Annotated in this window: 17 protein-coding genes and 3 pseudogenes; 11 read left to right on the forward strand and 9 right to left on the reverse strand. The window is 45.2% G+C overall.

All coding sequences use genetic code 11. From position 1 onward, the window contains the following. Window positions 1-250 precede the first annotated feature (250 nt). From BTA30_RS20095 to BTA30_RS20105, 3 genes are all read left to right on the forward strand, one after another. Window positions 251-853, forward strand: a complete 603-nt coding sequence (locus tag BTA30_RS20095; protein ID WP_076763455.1) for a class I SAM-dependent methyltransferase — start codon at window positions 251-253, stop codon at window positions 851-853. Between the two features lie 362 nt (window positions 854-1,215). Beyond that, the gene (locus BTA30_RS20100) at window positions 1,216-1,791 is read left to right on the forward strand and encodes a TetR/AcrR family transcriptional regulator (RefSeq protein ID WP_076763457.1); all 576 of its coding nucleotides are present in this window, start codon (window positions 1,216-1,218) and stop codon (window positions 1,789-1,791) included. A 35-nt stretch (window positions 1,792-1,826) separates the two neighbouring features. Beyond that, entirely contained in the window at window positions 1,827-5,057 is a 3,231-nt protein-coding gene (locus BTA30_RS20105; RefSeq protein WP_076763460.1) for a bifunctional cytochrome P450/NADPH--P450 reductase, read from the forward strand. A gap of 225 nt (window positions 5,058-5,282) precedes the next feature. Here BTA30_RS20105 and BTA30_RS20110 read toward each other — a convergent pair whose 3' ends face one another. Continuing rightward, entirely contained in the window at window positions 5,283-6,503 is a 1,221-nt protein-coding gene (locus BTA30_RS20110; RefSeq protein WP_076763463.1) for an MFS transporter, read from the reverse strand. Window positions 6,504-6,624: 121 nt separating this feature from the next. On the opposite strand from BTA30_RS20110, the gene BTA30_RS20115 reads away from it, so the two are divergent. Together BTA30_RS20115 and BTA30_RS20120 are read left to right on the forward strand one after the other, a co-directional pair. Further along, window positions 6,625-7,515 carry a LysR family transcriptional regulator gene (locus tag BTA30_RS20115; protein ID WP_076763465.1) on the forward strand — a complete coding sequence of 297 codons (891 nt, stop codon included), beginning with the start codon at window positions 6,625-6,627 and terminating at the stop codon, window positions 7,513-7,515. 86 nt (window positions 7,516-7,601) lie between these two features. After that, on the forward strand, window positions 7,602-8,564 hold the full coding sequence (locus tag BTA30_RS20120; protein WP_076763467.1) for an ABC transporter substrate-binding protein: 963 nt from the start codon (window positions 7,602-7,604) through the stop codon (window positions 8,562-8,564). A gap of 58 nt (window positions 8,565-8,622) precedes the next feature. Here BTA30_RS20120 and BTA30_RS20125 read toward each other — a convergent pair whose 3' ends face one another. Further along, entirely contained in the window at window positions 8,623-9,579 is a 957-nt protein-coding gene (locus tag BTA30_RS20125; RefSeq protein WP_076763470.1) for a cupin domain-containing protein, read from the reverse strand. A gap of 104 nt (window positions 9,580-9,683) precedes the next feature. Between BTA30_RS20125 and BTA30_RS20130 the strand changes: the two genes are divergently transcribed. After that, entirely contained in the window at window positions 9,684-10,517 is an 834-nt protein-coding gene (locus BTA30_RS20130) for a uroporphyrinogen-III synthase (protein ID WP_076763472.1), read from the forward strand. Between the two features lie 231 nt (window positions 10,518-10,748). On the opposite strand, the gene BTA30_RS20135 is transcribed toward BTA30_RS20130, so the two are convergent. Together BTA30_RS20135 and BTA30_RS20140 are read right to left on the reverse strand one after the other, a co-directional pair. Beyond that, entirely contained in the window at window positions 10,749-11,414 is a 666-nt protein-coding gene (locus tag BTA30_RS20135) for a Type 1 glutamine amidotransferase-like domain-containing protein (RefSeq protein ID WP_076763524.1), read from the reverse strand. Window positions 11,415-11,490: 76 nt separating this feature from the next. Beyond that, on the reverse strand, window positions 11,491-11,874 hold the full coding sequence (locus tag BTA30_RS20140; protein WP_076763474.1) for a winged helix-turn-helix transcriptional regulator: 384 nt from the start codon (window positions 11,872-11,874) through the stop codon (window positions 11,491-11,493). Window positions 11,875-12,008: 134 nt separating this feature from the next. On the opposite strand from BTA30_RS20140, the gene BTA30_RS20145 reads away from it, so the two are divergent. Next, on the forward strand, window positions 12,009-13,247 hold the full coding sequence (locus BTA30_RS20145; RefSeq protein ID WP_076763476.1) for an MFS transporter: 1,239 nt from the start codon (window positions 12,009-12,011) through the stop codon (window positions 13,245-13,247). 28 nt (window positions 13,248-13,275) lie between these two features. After that, window positions 13,276-14,125, forward strand: a pseudogene (locus BTA30_RS20150) (aldo/keto reductase). A gap of 42 nt (window positions 14,126-14,167) precedes the next feature. Here the strand turns inward: BTA30_RS20150 and BTA30_RS20155 are convergent. Together BTA30_RS20155 and BTA30_RS20160 are read right to left on the reverse strand one after the other, a co-directional pair. Continuing rightward, entirely contained in the window at window positions 14,168-14,689 is a 522-nt protein-coding gene (locus BTA30_RS20155; protein WP_076763478.1) for a methylated-DNA--[protein]-cysteine S-methyltransferase, read from the reverse strand. A 6-nt stretch (window positions 14,690-14,695) separates the two neighbouring features. Next, window positions 14,696-15,256: a bifunctional transcriptional activator/DNA repair enzyme AdaA gene (locus tag BTA30_RS20160; protein WP_076763480.1), complete on the reverse strand. Its 561-nt coding sequence runs from the start codon at window positions 15,254-15,256 to the stop codon at window positions 14,696-14,698. A gap of 232 nt (window positions 15,257-15,488) precedes the next feature. Between BTA30_RS20160 and catA the strand changes: the two are divergent. Then, window positions 15,489-16,143 (forward strand): annotated as a pseudogene (gene catA, locus BTA30_RS20165) (type A chloramphenicol O-acetyltransferase). A 39-nt stretch (window positions 16,144-16,182) separates the two neighbouring features. Here catA and BTA30_RS20170 read toward each other — a convergent pair. The 3 genes from BTA30_RS20170 to BTA30_RS20185 form a co-directional block, all read right to left on the reverse strand. Further along, entirely contained in the window at window positions 16,183-16,530 is a 348-nt protein-coding gene (locus tag BTA30_RS20170; RefSeq protein ID WP_076763482.1) for a DUF4064 domain-containing protein, read from the reverse strand. 708 nt (window positions 16,531-17,238) lie between these two features. Next, entirely contained in the window at window positions 17,239-17,493 is a 255-nt protein-coding gene (locus BTA30_RS20180) for a YciI family protein (protein ID WP_076763487.1), read from the reverse strand. A 63-nt stretch (window positions 17,494-17,556) separates the two neighbouring features. Beyond that, a complete protein-coding gene (locus BTA30_RS20185; protein ID WP_076763489.1) occupies window positions 17,557-17,841 on the reverse strand; it encodes a YrhK family protein in 285 nt (94 codons plus the stop codon). A 313-nt stretch (window positions 17,842-18,154) separates the two neighbouring features. Between BTA30_RS20185 and BTA30_RS20190 the strand changes: the two genes are divergently transcribed. After that, the gene (locus BTA30_RS20190) at window positions 18,155-18,649 is read left to right on the forward strand and encodes a YozF family protein (protein ID WP_239693597.1); all 495 of its coding nucleotides are present in this window, start codon (window positions 18,155-18,157) and stop codon (window positions 18,647-18,649) included. A 623-nt stretch (window positions 18,650-19,272) separates the two neighbouring features. After that, window positions 19,273-19,688, forward strand: a pseudogene (locus BTA30_RS20195) (YjdF family protein). The last annotated feature ends 58 nt before the right edge of the window (window positions 19,689-19,746 follow it).

Below are 19,746 nucleotides of genomic sequence, written 5' to 3' on the forward strand. Positions count from 1 at the left end.
TGAAAGGGCGGATAGACCATTTCATCAACGCCTTTTTTGTACCATGGGATTTGATTTGTTTTTTTAGGGCGAAACATTTTCAATGAAGAAGCCGTCTAGTTATGGAATGCAGGAAAAGAATCAGTTCATTTTTGCGATTGCTTTTAATATTCGGTTAATTGGCCGATATGATTGGAGTAAGGCCCGTTTTGTCCTCTGGTTTGTCCACACCTAAAATCGGGCTAAAAAGAATTAAAGCAGGTGTTTTGACGTGTTTGAACAATGGCTTGGAAAACAATTGCGGAGTCCGAGAGGCATTTTAGCAAAATGGGTCGCTTCTTATATGGAAACCGGAAACCATGATATAAACGAATGGACCATTCAGTTATTGGATGTCCGCCCGCATGAACGCATCCTTGAAATCGGAACGGGAAGCGGTGCGGCTCTGTGCCGGATAGCTGAACAGCTTGAAAGCGGCAAAGCTTGTGGAATCGATTCCTCCAAAAGCATGGTCAAGCAAAGTTTGCGCCGCACCCGGAATATAAGAGAGGAAGGGAAAGCGGAATTGAAGCTCGGCTATGCCGAAAACATTCCTTTTGATGATCGTTCCTTTCATAAAGTATTCTCAGTCCATACGATTTATTTTTGGACGGATGTTCAGCAAGCTTTAAAAGAAATTTACAGGGTTATGCAGCTTGACGGCACTCTTTATCTCTCTATCCACCTAAAGGATCAAATGAAAAAATCGAAAAAAACAAAGGACTTTGCTTTATACACTGAAGAGCAGATCAAGCGGCAGCTTGAAGAAAGTCATTTCAGGGAAATCACCGTACATATGCGAAAAAATGATTGCTGCATAACGGCGGTAAAATAAAAAAATTTTCTCAAAATAAGACGTTTCAGATTGTTGACAAAATCCTATAACGGTTTAAGGATTTTGTCATCTTTTTTTCGCTGGAATCCAAGCTTATGCTCGGCTTGATAGATTTGACAGAACAAATCAGGTATGAAAATTAATATATAAGAATACCATCAAGTGAACAGAGCGGAATGGTTCTGTTCACTTTTTTAATGTGTATTTTAGCACATGAAGGAAAATGGGTCTATCATCCTCATTTTGATTTTTATTTAAAAATTTTTATATTAAAAAAGGAATTTTCGAATGATCTGTCAAAAGGGAATATAAAGAAATTTGCGGAATGAACATTCATTCCGAACTGCGGGGGGCGAATTTACGTGGAACAAGAAAGTAAATATCAGAAGATCATTGAGGCTTCGCTCGTTCTTTTCGCAGACAGGGGCTTTGATGCTACAACCATTCCGATGATTGCCGAGAAGGCGGACGTTGGAGCAGGCACGATTTACCGATACTTTGACAGCAAGGAAGGGCTTGTGAATATTCTGTTTCAAGACAGTGTGAAGCATTTTAAAGAAAAGATAGAGGAAGGCTACCCGGAGGATTCAGCAGGCATACATGAGCAGTTTCAGCATATTTTCCGCTGCCTGTACAAGTTTTCGCAGGAAAACATTCATGCGCTTTATTTTTTGGAAATTGATAAAACCTCACATTATCTGAATGAAACAAGCCGGGCTGTACTGAATGACCTTTTGGATTTTATCTATTTATTTTTTGAAAAAGGCAAAGAGAGGGGCATCATTCGTTCGCTGCCTTCCCATATCTTGTCCGCGATGGTGTTCGGCTCTTTTGTCCACATTCAAAAGCTGGTGAGAGCCGGAGAAATCGAAGACCCTTCCGGACTGATGAAAGAGATTGAAGCGTGTTCTTGGCATGCTATCAAACATCGCGGGTGAAAGCTATTTTTTCAAAAATAGAAAGGATGATTTTCATGAAGAAGTTAAGTTCAATTCCAATCCCTAAAACATATGGACCGCTTGGCAATCTTCCTTTGATCGACAAAACCAAGGTCTCTCAGTCCCTTTGGAAAATCGCAGACGAGATGGGACCGATATTTCAATTCCAATTTGCTGATGGGATCGGTATCTTTGTTTCAAGCCATGAACTGGTTTCAGAGGTCTGTGACGAAACCAGATTTGATAAAAACATGGGGAAAGGCCTTTTAAAAGTTCGCGAATTCAGCGGAGACGGGCTGTTCACAAGCTGGACGGATGAGCCGAACTGGCGGAAAGCCCACAATATTCTTCTGCCGAGCTTCAGCCAGAAAGCCATGAAGGGATACCATTCTATGATGCAGGATATTGCGGTTCAGCTCATTCAAAAGTGGTCCCGGCTGAATCAAAATGAAAGTATCGATGTGCCGGAGGATATGACGCGGCTGACGCTGGATACGATCGGCTTATGCGGGTTCAACTACCGCTTTAACAGCTTTTACCGCGAAGGGCAGCATCCGTTCATTGAAAGCATGGTACGCGGATTGAACGAAGCGATGAGACAGACAAAGCGCTTTGAATTGCAGGATAAGCTGATGGTCAAAACGAGACGCCAGTTTAACCGGGACGTTGAATCGATGTTTTCCCTTGTTGACCGGATCATCGCCGAACGAAAACAAGCCGGCGGCCAGAGCGGCAATGATCTGCTGTCCCTCATGCTTCATACGAAGGATCCTGAGACGGGTGAAAAGCTTGATGACGAAAATATCCGTTATCAAATCATTACATTTTTGATTGCGGGGCACGAGACGACCAGCGGTTTATTATCATTTGCACTTTATTTGCTCCTCAAGCATCCGGATAAGCTCCAAAAAGCATATGAAGAAGCAGACCGTGTGCTGACCGAACCTGTTCCGTCGTATAAACAAGTGCAGCAGCTGAAATACATCCGCATGATTTTGAATGAATCGATAAGGCTTTGGCCGACAGCTCCCGCCTTTTCTTTGTACGCAAAGGAGGAAACGGTGATCGGCGGAAAATATTTGATACCAAAAGGGCAAGGCATAACGGTATTGATTCCAAAACTGCACAGGGATCAAAGCGTTTGGGGAGAAGATGCAGAAGCGTTCCGGCCGGAGCGGTTTGAACAGATGGACAGCATTCCGCAGCATGCGTACAAACCGTTCGGCAATGGGCAGCGGGCCTGCATCGGGATGCAGTTTGCCCTTCATGAAGCGACATTGGTGCTTGGCATGATCCTTCAGCATTTTGAACTGGAAGATCATACGAATTATCATTTAGCGGTAAAAGAATCACTCACCTTGAAGCCTGAAGGATTCACCATACGAGTGAAACCGAGAAAAAAACAAATGCTGATGACATTCCCTGCACAGACAGCAGAACAAAAAGACCCGCAGGAAGAACGGCAGACTAAACCAGCGGGGGAAAACACGCACGGCATTCCGTTTCTTGTACTGTATGGATCAAACCTTGGGACGGCCGAAGGGATTGCAAAAGAGCTTGCCGATCAGGCGCGTTTGCAAGGCTATAAGTGTGAGACGGCAGAGCTTGACCAATATCAAGGAAGGATTCCAAAAGAGGGGGCGGTGATCATCGTAACGGCTTCTTATAACGGAAATCCGCCTGATAATGCTAAAGATTTTATCGATTGGCTTGAGCACGGTCATGAAGAAGATTTGTCAGGCGTCAAATATGCTGTGTTCGGATGCGGAAACCGCAGCTGGGCCAGCACTTATCAACGGATTCCCCGCCTGATTGACAGCGAATTGGAAAAGAAAGGCGCACATCGGCTGCTAAAGCTTGGTGAAGGGGATGCGGGCGATGATTTTGAAGGACAGTTCGAAGCCTGGCAAAATGATCTTTGGCCAGTTTTAAGAAATGCCTTTTCTTTAGCAGAACTTATTCACCAAGAGGCAGACAGACAAGAACTGTCCGTCGAGTTTGTCAGCACACCTGCTGCTTCGCCGCTCGCTAAAGCGTATCAGGCATTTACAGCGCAAATATCAGCAAACCGTGAGCTACAGTACGAAGACAGCGGGAGAAGCACAAGACATCTTGAAATATCATTGCCTGAAGGCATCTCATTTCTGGAAGGGGATCATCTCGGAGTGCTGCCGCAAAACAGTATGGAGTTGATCGAGCGGGTCTTCAGCCGATTTGGATTAAGCGGAAATGAACAAGTGCTGATCACAGGAGAGCATCACACCGCCCATTTGCCGCAAGGCCGTCCAGTCGATATAAAAGATCTCTTTCAAAACAGTTTGGAGCTGCAGGAACCGGCCACAAGAGCGCAGCTTCGTGAATTGGCTGCACATACAGTCTGTCCGCCGCATAAACGGGAGCTGGAAGAACTATTGGAAGCCGGAGTCTATAAGGAGCGGGTTTTGAAGAAGCGTGTGTCGATGCTTGATTTGCTTGAGCAGTATCCGGCTTGTGAACTGCCGTTTGCTCGCTTTTTAGCACTTCTTCCTTCACTCAAACCAAGATATTATTCCATTTCAAGCTCGCCTTTGCAAAATGAGCGGCAAACAAGCATCACCGTTGCCGTTGTAAGCGGTCCGGCGCTAAGCGGACGCGGGCAGTACAGCGGGGTTGCCTCAAACTATCTGGCAGGGCTTTCCCCCGGAGACAGCATCGCATGCTTTATCCGCCAGCCTCAGTCGGGATTCCGGCTGCCCGCTGACCCTGAAACACCAATCATCATGGTCGGTCCGGGGACGGGGATCGCGCCTTACCGAGGCTTCCTTCAGGCCCGCCGCATTCAACAAAATGCCGGCATAAACCTTGGAGAAGCACACTTGTATTTTGGCTGCCGCCATCCTGAACAGGATTATCTCTATCAGAGGGAGTTAGAAAAGGCAGCACAAGACGGACTCGTCCATTTGCACACAGCATTTTCACGTCTTGAAGGCCGGCCGAAAACATATGTCCAAGACCTGATGAAAGTGGACAGCGAAAGGTTGATTCACCTACTGGATAACGGCGCCCGCCTGTACGTTTGCGGGGACGGCAGCCGCATGGCTCCTGCCGTAGAACAAACGCTTTGTGAGGCATACGAACATGTATATCAGGCAAGTCAAGAGGAAGCACAAAACTGGATCTCCGCCCTGCAGGAAGAAGGACGCTACGCAAAAGACGTCTGGGATGGAGGCGATGTTTCAGGCGGTGTATTTAAAGCCTTCGGGGCAGAACATACTGTAAGAGCATAATGCTGAAAGAAGCAGAAAAAAAGAGACATTCTGAAATCAGGATGTCTCTTTTTGATAAGGTTAAACATGTTTGAAGCGGCAGCCTTCCCTTATGATTCAAATTGAGAGGTATAAGGAAAAAAGCCAACATGACCGGCTGCATTCAAACTTTCTAAAAACGGCTGATCTTCAGAAGGAATTGCCATGCAGGCTTTGATTTATGTATCGGCATATTTTGAAGAAAGTTTAGCTTGGAGTCTGGCTTTTATGTCGGTTCGAAATATTTTTGGATTGTTCTGTTCCGGCAAAGAGAATAACCGGATAAGCAAGAAAAAGCAATCCCATAATGAAAGCGATGATTCCCGTCCATTTAAAATGAGTCCAAAAAAACCCTCCGAATGAACCGGCCAGACTGGAGCCGAGATAATAGCTGAGCAAATAAAGAGAAGAGGCCTGAACGCGCTGTTCATTTGCCGATTGGCCAACCCAGAAGCTGGCGATCGAATGCGCTCCGAAAAATCCGAAGGTGAAAACAGCGATACCGGCTATTTTCAGCAGGAGCTGGGGAAGTAGTGTAAGCAAGGCGCCTCCGGCCATAATGCCGATGGCGATTTTCAACATAAATGAGCTTCCTAAGCTGTCGGCTTTCTTTCCCATATAGACAGAACTGAACGTACCCGCCAAATAAACGATAAAGATCAGCCCGATGACCGTATGTGACAATTGATACGGCGGCTCCATCAATTGAAACCCGATGTAATTAAACAGCGTCACAAAACTGCCCATCAATAAAAAACCAAGAGAAATCATCAGCAGAAGCCGTTTATTTGCGAAAACCGCAGCATAGGCGAGGCACATCTTTTTCACATTGGTTTGTTTTTTCACAAAGCGCCGGGGCCGAGGGAGCAATAGCCAAAACAAACAGCTTAATAACAGAGATAGCGCACCGATGATTCCGAGCGCTTCCCTCCAACCGAAAAGGTCTGTCAAAAGGCCGGTTAAAAGCCTCCCGCTCATGCCTCCCAGGCTAGTGCCGCTAATGTACAGCCCCATCATTTTGCCGAGCCCTTTCGGATCAAATTCTTCACCGACATAAGTCATCGCAATGGCCGGCACCCCTGCCAGAACAAAGCCGAGCAGACCTCTCATCGCAAGCAGTGCGGCAAAGCTTGGACTAAACGCTGTCAAGAGGCCGAGAATGGACGTTGCAAAAAGCGAAAAGGTCATGATTTTTTTTCTGCCGAATCCGTCCGACAATGCTGCCGCTGTAAGTAATGCAAATGCCAATATGCCCGTTGAAATGGATAATGTTAAACTTGCCGCCGCCGCTGATATGCCGAATTCCTCAGCAAACATCGGCATCAGAGGCTGTGTAGTATACAACGTCGCAAAAGTGACAAAACCGCTGATAAATAAAGCAATACTTGCTTTTTGATAATCCTTCGTATGCGGCTGAATGTATTTCATGGTGGTCCCTCTTTTCGTCAGTGCTGATCTATGATCCATCCTACGCTTTCAATTGTAATGTGTCTAATTTATAATAATTATGATTATCATGCGTTTCAGTTATGAAAGAAGGGGTGGGACAGTGGAGCTCTATCAAATCGACAATTTTATTGCCGTAAGCAAACATCGGCATTTTACAAAAGCCGCATTGGAACAAAACATTTCCCAGCCGGCCTTGAGTCGATCCATCAAGAAACTTGAGGAAGAACTGGGCGTTCCTTTATTGATGAGAAAAACGAAATCTGTCCGGCTGACAAAGTATGGCGAGTTGTTTCTCATCAAAGCAAAGCAAGCGCGCCTTGCACTTGATGAAGGTGTTCAGCGGGTCAGACAAAGTGCAGATCCCGATTGCGGCGACATTTCCGTGTCTTTTTTGCATACGCTCGGATCGCGGCTGATGCCGCAGATCATAGCCGAATTTAAACAGCAGTATCCGCAGGTTGCTTTCCGACTTTATCAGGCTGCGAATGAGCCGCTTCAGCACATGGTGGAGACGGGAGAAGCCGATATGTGCCTGAGTTCTCCGCCGCTGCCGAACGAACTGCTTGATTGGACGGTCTTGGATAAAGAACCGCTTTATTTGGTGCTGCCCGCCGATCATCCGCTCGCAGGCCGGAAAGAAATCGCGATCAAAACAATAGCGGATGAAGATTTTGTCGGTTTTAAGCCCGGATATGGGCTTCGCTATGTTTTTGATCAAATGTGCCGGGACTTGAATATCAATCCGAAACTTGCGTTTGAAGGGGAAGAGGTTTCGACGATTTTGGGGCTTGTATCAGCGGGACTCGGGGCCGCAATTTTGCCGAAAACGGCGGAGCATGTCCATTCTCCTGTCGCATTTTGTCGCGTATCGGATTACAAATGCGAACGGACGATAGCCCTCGCCGTCTTAAAAGACCAATATTTATCGCCTGCGTCTTCCAACTTTAAACAGTTTGTTATCGAATATTACCGGCGGAAGCAGAAGGTCTGAGCAGTCAGCGGTAAAATAAAAACTTCCCATTGGAATGAATATCGTGTATATTGATAATGATAATCGTTATCAATGGGAGGTTTGTTATGTATCGGAAGTATGATTTTGCTGTATTTGCTCTTTTGCTCGCTTTTGCCGTTTTTCTTTCAGCATGCCAAAGCAAGACTCAAACAGAAGCCTCAGGGAAAAACGCGGAAGAAACAAGAGTGGTGGAAACGGTCAACGGGGATATTACAGTACCCGCGAAACCGAAGCGGGTCGTTACGGTAGGGTATGCGGCAACAGTGCTGGCATTTGGAATCAAGCCGCTTGGAGAAACGGGAAAATACCTTAAAAGCCCCTATATTAAAGATCAAGTATCCGGTGTTAAAAATATCGGAGCAAAAGACGGCGTTTCCGTGTCTGTGGAAAAAATTCTTGAGCTTAAACCCGATTTGATCGTGTCGATGAACAACGATTCAAAAGTCTATGAAAAACTGTCAAAAATCGCTCCGACCGTCGTCTATCCGTTCGGCACATTTAAAGATGCCCGCGAAGAAATGAAAACATTCGGTGAACTGCTCGGCAAAGAAAAAGAAGCTGAAGAGTGGATGAAAACGTTCAATCAAAAAATGGAAGCAGCCCGTGCGAAAATCAAAAACGCAGCTGTTCAAGATGAGACATTTTCTTTAATCGGCGCCTATGCAAAATCGCTGTATGTCTATGGCGCTTACGGGTATCGGGGAGGAGAAGCCATCTATAGACAGCTCGGGCTGACACCGCCTGATTCGGTCAAAAAGGATGCCATTGAGGCGGCAGACGGATACAAGGTCATTTCCTTCGAAGTCCTCCCGAAATATGCCGGAGACTACATATTTGTCGATGAATCCTACAACGGCACCCTTGATCAGGACAATCCAGTCTGGAAGTCGCTTGACGCGGTGAAAAAAGGCCGGGTATTTTTCCTTGACCCTGACAGGTTCTGGCCCTATGATCCAAACGCCGTTCAAGCACAGGCCGAAGAAATTGCGGACATGATTGTGAAGCAAAAAAAGCAGGCTGAAAAGTAGCTTAAAAAACAGCGGGAAATCAGCATCTCACACGTTGGCTTCCCGCTGCAACCTTTCCTCACCTTTTTCCCCCGTAATGCTGAAATTGAATATCCAATGTGCGAAGGTAGGTTTGCAGGCCTGCATCTTGAATCGGAATAATGTATGCCGGTTCATCTGATTCATTATGATGAGAATGCCACAGCCCAGGCGGAGTTATAAAGGCTTTTCCGGTCACCCAGTCCACTCTTATGGGGTCAATGATTTCCTTTGTGACAGGATCGATTTGGGTTCCGACCAGTGTGTACGTACCGGGAGCGGCATAGGCGACAAAGTCAAGAGCCACCGATTTATGGCTGTGAGGCGCTTGATTGGAGCCGGGCGGAACGATCCCGAACATCGCCCATAAAACATGGGTGATCGTCAACGTTTGATCGAATGTATCGTTGTTTAATAGAACGGAAATCCGGTTTCGTAAATGGGCGTCAGGGGAATCGGCCGCTTCAGCTAATTTGGCTTTTGCCTGTTCAGCGGTGTAGAGCGTTGGTTTGAAGCGTGCTTCTGCAGGTCTCACTCCTAAATAATGAAGGAGCGGTGAATCGGTAATATAATAGATTGCCGCATCTTCTGTTGCGGTATGCCGGCTGCTTGAGCCTGCCGGCAAGGTTAAAAAATCTCCTTCTTTCCAGTCAATCGCTTCTCCGTTCACTTCAGTCCTCCCCGCACCTCCAATGATGTAATATAATTCGCTTGTCGCATGGGGTTCAGTATTGACCGTCTCACCCGAACGAATCTTGATGAAATGGGCGAGGAGGGAAGGGCTTGACGCAGGATAATCTGTTTTGAGCTCCTTGGAGATGTCCAATGGGATGATCCTCGTTTCGCCGGACTGGTATAATTCAGGACCGAATTCCTTTACAGGCACCTGACTGATTATTCCGCTTCCAATCGGGTCAGAGGCAGTGGTATACTCGAAAAAACGGGCATGTTTCGTCAAATGCTCGGCTCTGGTTTCAAATTGAGGATAAGTTGACATGAAAAAACCTCCTGTTATTTTTTGATAATTCAATCATATCTCATTTGGAAGATGTTAGTAAACTCCTGTGTGGAAATAAAACGATACAGAAAGAGGGATTGTCTGTGGGAAAAGGATTGAACGGCAAGCGAATTGCCATCGGCGCATCTCGAAAAACTGAGGAAATGAGCACACTCATCAAAAAGCAAGGCGGAATCCCCGTCGTCCGCTCCCTCCAGGGAACCGTATTTTTGGCAGACAAAAAAGTCGGGCCTGATTTGCAGGCTTTTGTTGAAACAGGAGCCGACTGGGTGATTTTTACAACTGGCATCGGAACGGAGACACTTGTCAGCCTGGCCGAGAAACTCGGTATCGGCGAGCGTTTTCTTAAGGTGATCCGCCAGGCGAAAGCGGCATCAAGAGGATACAAAACCATTTCTGCTTTAAAGAAGTTTGGCATCACACCGATTGCGGCGGATGAAGACGGCACGACGAAGGGGCTGATCGAATCGCTTGCATCCCATGATTTTGCCGGAAAACGGGTCATGGTCCAGCTCCACGGCGAAAACGCACCATCATTGCTGACATTTTTGGAAGAGAAGGGCGCATCTGTATTCCCGCTTCTTCCATATCAGCATGTCGCGCCAGATCAAGAAACCGTCGCTTTATTGTGTGAGGAGCTGCTCAATCATGAAGTTGATGCGGTCTGCTTCACAACGGCCGTTCAAGTCCGCTCGCTTTTCAAGTTCGCGAGGGAAAAAGGATATGGAGAAAAAATTGTCCAATCCTTTCAGGATCATGTGTTGGCAGCTGCTGTCGGAAAAGTGACGGCAGAGGCATTAAAAGAAGAAGGAGTGAAGCGGCTGCTCGCTCCTGAACTTGAGCGGATGGGCGCGATGATTGTTGAGCTGGCCCGGCATTATGAAGCGGAAAAGGATCTGAGCGGGAAGGAAGTTTAGCGCTTTATCATACGGTGCTGCTCGTCAAAGACCGTTTAAAAAAGCCCTCTTGCCAGGGCTTTTTTTAGTTTAATAGAACCTAAGTTTTGATGAAGAATAGCTTGGATATTTTCCATTTCAAAATCGCATAAAATCAACTTCCGTAAATTTACCCAATCGGCTGCGGGGACTAAAAGATTGTATTCATTTCGCCAAGTTTTCCATGGGCTAAAACATTAGGGTTTCCCTTGTTTATATAAAATGATTCTCATGGACAACGGATTTGTTTACATCACTAAATACATAGGCGGGCCTGACTCCGATTACCTGCATCTCTTGACCGTTGACGGCAATTCCTGTTTCTTCAGGCAAAGCAATCACCGGAGTTTGAAAGGTTGTCATAAATCTTTTAATCAACGTGTCATGTTCCTGTTTGTAGTGGCACCAAATCGAGTATTCTTCTGTCAGCTTTAATCCGCTGAAATGGTTTAATCCAGCATTGTTGCAATCCATATGGGAACACGTCATGATGTTTTTGCCCAAAATGATGGCGCCTGCGCTTCCGCCATAGATGATGCCGTCTTTTTCTGCATAGCTTTTTAAAATATCGATAATATGACAATCCATCAAACTTTTAAGTAAATGGAATGTGTTTCCTCCTCCGATATAAACAGCAGAAAAAGCATCTAAATCTTGTATACTCTTGTTTCTAACATTCGTCCACATTGTGATGTTTTCTATGCCCAGCGGCTTCAACATTTTGTTGATCCACTCGAAGCAACTGTCAAATCGTGAGGCATCCATGGCAATAGGAATATATAATAAAGGCTTATTTTGATCGATTTCTTCTGCAAAACGCCGATCCAATGCTTGCGTCTGATCTGCATCTCCGCCTCCGGAAAGAAACAATTTTCCCATAAAAAACCTCCAGCCCTTTGCTGTTTTAAAAAAGCGATCTGCCAATCGTTTGACGAACTGCTGTTTGATCGTAACCTCATTCATGATCCTGCTTCAATTTATCATTCAGGACACTGTCCTCCAACACAGCAAATTTATCTCCGTATACTTTTGTAATATGTTTTTCACCCCAGGCGCAAAGCGAGTCCAATATGCCCTGCAGCGTCCATCCGTATTCGCTGAGTTCATATTCCACTTTTGGAGGAACCTGCTGGTAGACAATCCGGTTGATGACACCGTCTTCTTCCAGTTCACGCAGCTGCTGGGTCAGCATTTTTTGCGTGATGTTGGGCATCAGACGCTTCAATTCGCTCGTGCGTTTTTTTCCGTGTGTCAGATGGCAAAGGATCACGCATTTCCATTTTCCGCCGATTACTTCCAATGTTGCTTCAACTGATATATTATATTTTTTCTGCTTCATGTTGATCCTCCTATAGGCACTGAAAAGTACCTATCATACTAAAAAGTGCGTACTTTTTTTTATTGCTGATATGCACCATAATATCATTTGCCAGCGATGATTTGCTATACCCTGCAATCAAAAGGAGGAGAAAGATGGCTTCTATTCATCATAAAAAACGCAGTGTATTCGCGCTTTTAGCCCTCGCTGTCAGCGCATTTGCCATCGGTACGACAGAATTTATCAGTGTTGGTCTTCTGCCGCTGATCGCCGATGACTTGCATATTTCCGTAACGACAGCCGGGCTGACCGTTTCTTTATATGCTTTGGGCGTCACGTTTGGAGCGCCCGTTTTAACGTCTGTGACATCGCGGATGTCGCGAAAAACTTTACTGCTATTGATCATGGTCATTTTTATGATCGGAAACGGGATCGCCGCCTGTGCCGGGAGCATCGGCGTATTGTTGGCAGCTCGCGTGCTTTCAGCATTTTCGCATGGTGTATTTATGTCGATCGGATCGACGATTGCAGCAAGTCTAGTGCCGGAAAATAAGCGAGCCGGGGCGATTTCGATTATGTTTATCGGACTTACGGTGGCGACGATTACTGGCGTTCCGATCGGTACCTACATCGGTCAGCAATTCGGCTGGAGGTCGGCCTTTATTGCAATCGTTGCTGTCGGCGTGATTGCGTTCTTCGCCAACAGCATCCTTGTGCCGGCCGATTTGACAAAAGGCGCCCGGACGACTTTCCGCAGCCAATTCCAGCTTGTGACCAACGGCCGTTTGCTGCTTTTATTCATCATTACGGCTTTGGGATATGGAGGCACATTTGTTGTCTTCACTTATTTATCCCCGCTCCTTCAGCATGTAACAGGATTGAAAGAAGAAGCCGTTGCCATCATTCTGCTCGTGTACGGAGCTGCGATTGCGCTCGGAAATATCATTGGCGGAAAGGCCGCAAACCAAAAGCCGCTCGACGCACTGTTTTATATGTTTATGGCCCAGGCGGTAGTGCTTTTCATATTATCAGTGGCTGCTCCGTTTAAAACAGCCGGCCTGATCACAATCATTTTAATGGGATTTTTAGCTTTTATGAATGTCCCTGGGCTGCAAGTCTACGTCGTCATGCTGGCTGAACGGTTTGTTCCGGGAGCGGTCGATGTCGCATCGGCTGTCAATATTGCCGCATTTAACGCAGGCATTGCCATCGGCTCTTATGTAGGAGGCATCATCACAGAGTCGATCGGACTGATCCACACGCCATGGGCCGGGGCGTTAATGGTGCTCGGTGCTGTCGTGCTGACAGGCTGGAGCAGGATGCTTGAACGAAAAGATCAACAGCATGGTCAAATTTTGACAACATCCATTGCCAAGGATGGAGACTGCGCATAATCATAGAAAATGAATAAGGAGGTCAATAATGACTGCGAACAATTTACAAGATCGAACAACATTGCATAATGGTATGGACATGCCCTGGTTTGGACTGGGCGTGTTTAAAGTAGAAGAAGGGCCTGAGTGAGCTTGTTCAAGCGGTAAAAACGGCTATTACCCACGGCTACCGCAGCATTGATACGGCTGCAATCTACGGAAATGAAGAAGGAGTCGGACGGGGAATCCGTGAAGGAATCGAGGAAACCGGCATTTCAAGAGAAGATGTATTTGTCACATCAAAGGTCTGGAATGATGATTTAGGCTATGACTCTACTATCGACGCCTATGAGGCGAGCCTTAAAAAATTGGGCCTTGATGCCCTGGATTTGTATCTGATCCATTGGCCTGTCGAAGGGCGGTATAAAGAGGCGTGGCGAGCGCTTGAAACCCTTTATAAAACAGGGCGTGTGAAAGCGATCGGAGTAAGCAATTTTCACATTCACCATCTCGAAGATTTGATGAAGGATGCGGAAATCAAACCGATGATCAATCAAGTAGAGTATCATCCGCGCCTGACGCAGAAAGAACTTCATTTATTTTGCCGCTCTCACGGCATTCAGCTGGAAGCATGGTCTCCGTTGATGCAGGGCCAGCTGCTCGATCATCCGCTTCTGAAGGAAATCGCCAAAAAGCACGGCAAAACCGCTGCCCAAGTCATTTTGCGCTGGGACTTGCAAAACGGCGTCATCGCAATTCCAAAATCGACAAAAGCGCAGCGGATCGCGGAAAACGCCGATATATTCGGCTTTGAACTGACGGCGGAGGAAATGATTCAAATTGCCGGATTGAATGAAAACACCCGTGTCGGCCCTGATCCTGACAACTTTGATTTTTAAAATGAGACACCGTTCGAAGTTTCGAACGGTGTTTGTTTTAGGCTAAGCTCCGCATTCCCCGGTACCGCTGCCTTCCAGTCTGAGCAGATGCTGTTTCATCTCTAAGCCGCCCCGGTATCCCGTTAATTTACCGTTTTTTCCGATGACCCGATGACAGGGGATCACGATTAATACTGGATTGGCGCCGATCGCTGCCCCTACGGCCCGAACAGCGCCCCGTCTTTGGATACGCTCGGCGATTTCCGTATATGAGCTTGTTCTGCCATAAGGAATCCCGCGCAAGGCATGTAAGACGGACAGTTGAAAGGGTGTGCCGTAAAGATCAACAGGCAAACTGAAATACTTTCGCCGCCCTCTCAAATACGCTGTCAATTCATCGGCATACGGCTCAAGCTTTTTATCATCGCGGATGACAATATGGGACGGACATCTTTTTTGAGCCCAGGCGGCCAGCTCTTCAAAATGATCTGAACCTGTATAACAAAGCCCTTGCGATGTTGCCGCAAGATAGAGATTCCACGGTCCGCATTCATGCAGACCCCAATAGATGATTTGTTCGGACATATGCTATCACCCCTGTTTTATTTGCCGGTACTCCGTCGGCGTTTGTCCCGTCTTCTTTTTAAACAGCGCGGCAAAATAGTCCGCATTCAGAATGCCTATTTTCGCAGCAATTTCTGCAATTGCTTCATCTGAAGAGACGAGCAGCTCACTCGCTTTGGAGATTCTTTTCTCCCAAATATATTCGATGGGAGAAACACCCTTGATTCGTTTAAATGTCCGCTGCAGGTGAAAGGGACTGACATGGCACAACTCGGCTAAAGCTGTGAGCGTCAACGGCTCACGAAAATGTTCGCTGATGATGTGTGCAGCTCTTACCGCCAGCTCTTCACTGGGAAGCAGCGGCCCGTCCGGCTTACAGCGCTTGCAAGGACGAAAGCCTGCTGATAAAGCTTGCTGTGCATCCCGGAAAATCCGTACATTTTCAATCTGTGGAACTCTCGATTTACAGGAAGGCCGGCAAAAGATGCCCGTTGTTTTCACCGCATAGAAAAACGTTCCGTCAAAAGCTGAATCGTTCCCAACAATCGCCCGCCACTTTTCAGGCGTCAAGCCGGATTGGCTATTCATACGATCACCCCGCTGTATGTCAGTATAACCTGAAAAAAGCCAAATGTGTGTGTTCAAAGAATGGAAGCGCAAGATGACAAAGAAAAGAGATCACTTCAAAAGCCTTTCCATAATTGATTGTGAATCTTTAAAGGGTTACACTTAGGAAAAGGAACACGAGGTGAGACTGTTGCTGAAGTCAGAGAAATTTGCCTCCTAAAATAGACATTTTATGATTTTAGGAGGATGAAACATGAACTTTCAAACAATCAATCTGGAGCACTGGAATAGAAAACCTTATTTTGAACACTACATGAAAGAAGGGAAATGCTCTTTCAGCATCACGGCAAACGTCAATATAACCGTATTGCTGGAAGTGCTGCGTCAGAAGAACATCAAGCTTTATCCTGCTTTTATCTACATGGTGTCAAGGGTTGTTCATTCCTATGCTGAATTTAGAACCTCATTTAATGAAAAAGGGCAGCTCGGTTATTGGGATCAGATGAATCCTTGTTATACGATCTTTCATAAAGAGGATCAAACCTTTTCTGCCGTATGGACGGAATATTCTAGTCGATTTTTCGCGTTTTTATCATAACTACCTGAAGGACATGGAGCAATTTGGAGACAAAAAAGGACTATGGGCAAAGGAAAACATTCCTGCCAACGTGTTTTCCGTTTCCTCCATTCCATGGGTTCCCTTTACAAGCTTCAATCTGAACCTTGCCCGCAGCGGTCATTTGCTTCCTATCATTACAAACGGGAAATTCTTTTCAGACGGAAAAGAGACATTTTTGCCCGTTTCTCTGCAGGTTCACCATGCAGTATGTGACGGTTACCATGCAGGTGTTTTTATGAATGATTTGCAGGGGCTGGCTGATTCATGTGAGGAGTGGTTGGTTTGGTGAAAAAAAGAGGCCGGGTTTTCACCCGGCCTCTTTCCTTCATTATGCGGCTGTAGAAGTTGTTTTCTCTTTTCTCACCAATCCCATAATGCCCGCGATCAACAGGAGGACACCCGGTAAAATGTAGAACATAAAAATACAAATAAATCCGCCGACAGCAGAAACAATGAGTAAAATACCGCCAAGCTTCGGTTTGCTTTTCACCAGGACAGAGGCAACAATGCCGAGAATGGAGAGGAATACCGCTCCCCAGCCTAATCCAATGATTTGGCTTGTTCCAGATGAACTGAATGATGCATCGATGCCGCCGATCATTAATGCAATAAAAGCTCCGATAAAACCGAAAATACCGCCTATTAAACCTAATACAAATTCCGTCGTTCTTTTCATGATGTAAAAACTCCTCTGTTTCGCCTGTACTGTAATGGATACAGGTTTATTTTTTCTAAAAAACTGCCAATATCGAATGTGATGTTTCACTGCCAATTGCTTTGCCCTTTGGAACGGAACTGTTTAACGCTCTCTGTACTTTGCCTCAAGCATCATATCCACTTAAAAATATGTTTGTTTATAATTGCATATAACCTTGATCAGGATAAAAATGAAATAAACGTATCGGTTGTATGTAGATGTTGATACCACGTAATCCTTGATTCCTAAACTTCAGCCGTTGGCTGCTGTTTAGAATGATGAACGATCACCGCCGTTTTAAAACATCATCAGCCGAGCGGGATGCTATCAAAGCACAGGGGCAAAAAACTTTTTTGATCAACACCTCCAGTCAAATGAACACTTCTATTATCATAGGATTAATTACCCATTTTTTCAACCGTTTTTTTGGAAAAACGATCATTTCAGAGCTTAAATACCCAAATGTAACATCGGCTGCCGCTTCTATTTCTTTAATTAGATCATGAGGTGTGGATATTTGAGAGAAAATTCCCTCTAGAGGAAGTACGTGGTTCTTGGTCGTGGTGATCTGTGAGAAATTAAAACGATGCATCCTTAAATGGATCTACCTTGAGGAATAAAAATAAGCCTTCTCAAATGAGAAAAGGCTTATTTCACTTATGCAGCGACTGTAAAAAGCCAGGGCCTTTATTTTGTCAGCCATTCTTTAATAACCAAGGTGGAAGAGCCGTTTTCAATGAGCGGATCAGACTCTCCGATTTTTTTTGCTTCTTCAAAAGAATGAGCTCGGACGAGATAGGCGCCGCCGGTTTTATCGCTAAAAGGGCCGTACATCTCCAAGCGGTTTTCCGCTTTTAGCCGATTTAAAAAATCATAATGAGCCGGTACATATGTATCATTAAAATTTTCAGTCCGGGTTGTCATGAGTAAATATCTTTTCATCATAGATTCCTCCCCAAAAAAGTATCTCTATTTTAGCACAAAAAGGAAGATCGATAATAAAAATTAATCGGCTGGAGGTTGATACCTGTATTGATGCTTAATGTGCCTTCTGTAATGAACATCATGAATCAAACGGATCGTCGGCCTGATTAAGAGCTGAAGACTTCCGATCGCAAACAGCCAAATTCCCGCCGGCTCTAATTGATCAAAAAAGAAGAAAAAGCTTCCGACAAAAAATAAAACGCCAATGATAAAATCGTTCAATGTATAAAGTACCTTATATCTTTTTTTGAAAAACTGTTCGTATCGATTGATTTTCTCCTTTAGCTCATTTGCTTCTTTTGACACAGCTTCTTTCCCCTCCCATCTTTTTTTTCTTTCCCTCTTTGAAAGCGTCTATAAACATACCCATACCCCATCAATCGCGGTCGACACCCCTTGGCCTGTATGATGTATATGGAGCAAAATATACGATGCACCTGATTTAAAGCTTCCGGTTTACAGACCTTTTGAAAAGGAGAATGCGATTTTTAAACTCGAAAAATGATTATTTGTTCAATAAAGGAGCCGGAAGATATCGATTCGGGGCTCATTCTGCTGCATGCATAGTTCATATAAACGGGGACAACATATTGAAAAATATAATGCTGGAGGTTCTGCCATGATGAAAAAAATCCTGTTTACAATATGTACATTATGTTTTGCGGGCTTTTTCGCACAAGCTGCGGAAACAAAAGCTCTGACCTTTAAAGAACTGCCTGTCAAACAAGCCACAAACCAATGGGCGGTTGCGATCAGCAAGGCTAAGGAAGAGAAGGGATTGGCCAAACCTGAGAAAGGCAAATATCAAACGTATTCTGTCGAGGTTAAGAAAATCGGTGGTGATGCAGCCGCTGCTGAAATTCATTTATTTAGAAATCATCCGCACTCTGCAACTAAGGTTTCACTTTTCGGCAAGCGTCATCAAAGCGACGATAATGAAGAGGCGATTTCTTTAGCAAAAAGCTTGAATAAGGGACTGCCTGTCCGCTACAACAATATACTGTTGGCCGAAAAAGCGACTGAATTAGAAGTGGACATCATTTGGACAGAAAAGGGGAGCGAAGGGAGAGCCTTGAAAGAGACATTTACATTCACCGGAAATGACCGCAAATGAAAAGGGTGTCGGGCAACCCACAGCCTTTTTCTGTTTTGAACAGCAAGGCGTTTTTCAAATACCTGATGATGAAACACCGCCTTCATATCAGCTGCACCGTTCTTGAGCATTGACCTGGATGTCTGGGATATTTATTTTAACTTTGAGACTGTTCTAAAATCGGTCTATTTTGATCAAGCGGACACTTCATTTTGGGGATGAGGTCATGATTTTGAGCGGTCAATGCTGGCATTCCTCATGAATCCGTAAATAGCCGCAGAAAGCAGAAAGACGCATAAAACCGTAAACATTATGGCGAATCCGATGTCATCTGTCTGCGCTGAAAAAATTGAAAGCGAATATTCCCATCGAAATCGAACTGATCAATAGAGTCAAGAGCACCAATAAGCTCATTCTTGTTTTATCCATTGTTTCCCTCCTCTGGTTATCAGTCTATATTTTACTCTGCAAGTGCGCCAACCAAAACCCCCTTTCATTTGATTGCAAAGTTTGCTAAATTGATATTGGAGAATGAAAAAACACGATTCGGTTGGTAGTCCGGATGCATTTTATCATGTCAGTAACCTTCCCCTCCTCGGGATGTCCATCATTCTTCGGTTATTTTTGATGAGGAGGGAATCGTTATGAAATTAACGATTTATTATGACGGCCAGTTCTATGTAGGGATCATTGAAGTTGTGCAAGAAGGCAGGCTCAGGGCATTTCGCCATATATTCGGCAAGGAGCCGAAAGATGTGGAAGTACTGGATTTTGTCCATCATCAGCTCTTCCAGATCGTCTCCCGTTTTGAACAAGAAGGAATTCGTATAGAAGCTAAAGCTAAAGGGAAGATAAACCCGAAAAGATTGCAGCGCCAAGTTTCTAAAGAAATGAAAAAATGCCCCGATATCTACCAAAGCTCAGGATAGCAATGAAACAGGACCTTTAAGCAACTAAAGAAAAGAAAAAGCGCTTGAATAAACAGCAGCGGGAGGCAGAAAAAGAACAAAAATACCATTTGAGAAAACAAAAGGTTAAAGCTAAGCATAGAGGAAAGTAGCGGAAAGGTTCAGAATATTCCCGTTATGTACTGCGATCCGTAGACAAAGCTGTTCAAG

This window comes from Bacillus swezeyi (assembly GCF_001969815.1).
GTDB classification, from domain to species: Bacteria; Bacillota; Bacilli; order Bacillales; family Bacillaceae; genus Bacillus; species Bacillus swezeyi.

What these genes read in the sequence shown, in the direction of transcription:
- BTA30_RS20105 (WP_076763460.1), top strand. Translation starts at nt 1,827, where the DNA reads ATGAAGAAGTTAAGTTCAATTCCAATCCCTAAAACATATGGACCGCTT.
- BTA30_RS20110 (WP_076763463.1), bottom strand. Translation starts at nt 6,503, where the DNA reads ATGAAATACATTCAGCCGCATACGAAGGATTATCAAAAAGCAAGTATT.
- BTA30_RS20120 (WP_076763467.1), top strand. Translation starts at nt 7,602, where the DNA reads ATGTATCGGAAGTATGATTTTGCTGTATTTGCTCTTTTGCTCGCTTTT.
- BTA30_RS20125 (WP_076763470.1), bottom strand. Translation starts at nt 9,579, where the DNA reads ATGTCAACTTATCCTCAATTTGAAACCAGAGCCGAGCATTTGACGAAA.
- BTA30_RS20135 (WP_076763524.1), bottom strand. Translation starts at nt 11,414, where the DNA reads ATGGGAAAATTGTTTCTTTCCGGAGGCGGAGATGCAGATCAGACGCAA.
- BTA30_RS20140 (WP_076763474.1), bottom strand. Translation starts at nt 11,874, where the DNA reads ATGAAGCAGAAAAAATATAATATATCAGTTGAAGCAACATTGGAAGTA.
- BTA30_RS20145 (WP_076763476.1), top strand. Translation starts at nt 12,009, where the DNA reads ATGGCTTCTATTCATCATAAAAAACGCAGTGTATTCGCGCTTTTAGCC.
- BTA30_RS20155 (WP_076763478.1), bottom strand. Translation starts at nt 14,689, where the DNA reads ATGTCCGAACAAATCATCTATTGGGGTCTGCATGAATGCGGACCGTGG.
- BTA30_RS20160 (WP_076763480.1), bottom strand. Translation starts at nt 15,256, where the DNA reads ATGAATAGCCAATCCGGCTTGACGCCTGAAAAGTGGCGGGCGATTGTT.
- BTA30_RS20170 (WP_076763482.1), bottom strand. Translation starts at nt 16,530, where the DNA reads ATGAAAAGAACGACGGAATTTGTATTAGGTTTAATAGGCGGTATTTTC.
- BTA30_RS20180 (WP_076763487.1), bottom strand. Translation starts at nt 17,493, where the DNA reads ATGAAAAGATATTTACTCATGACAACCCGGACTGAAAATTTTAATGAT.
- BTA30_RS20190 (WP_239693597.1), top strand. Translation starts at nt 18,155, where the DNA reads ATGATGAAAAAAATCCTGTTTACAATATGTACATTATGTTTTGCGGGC.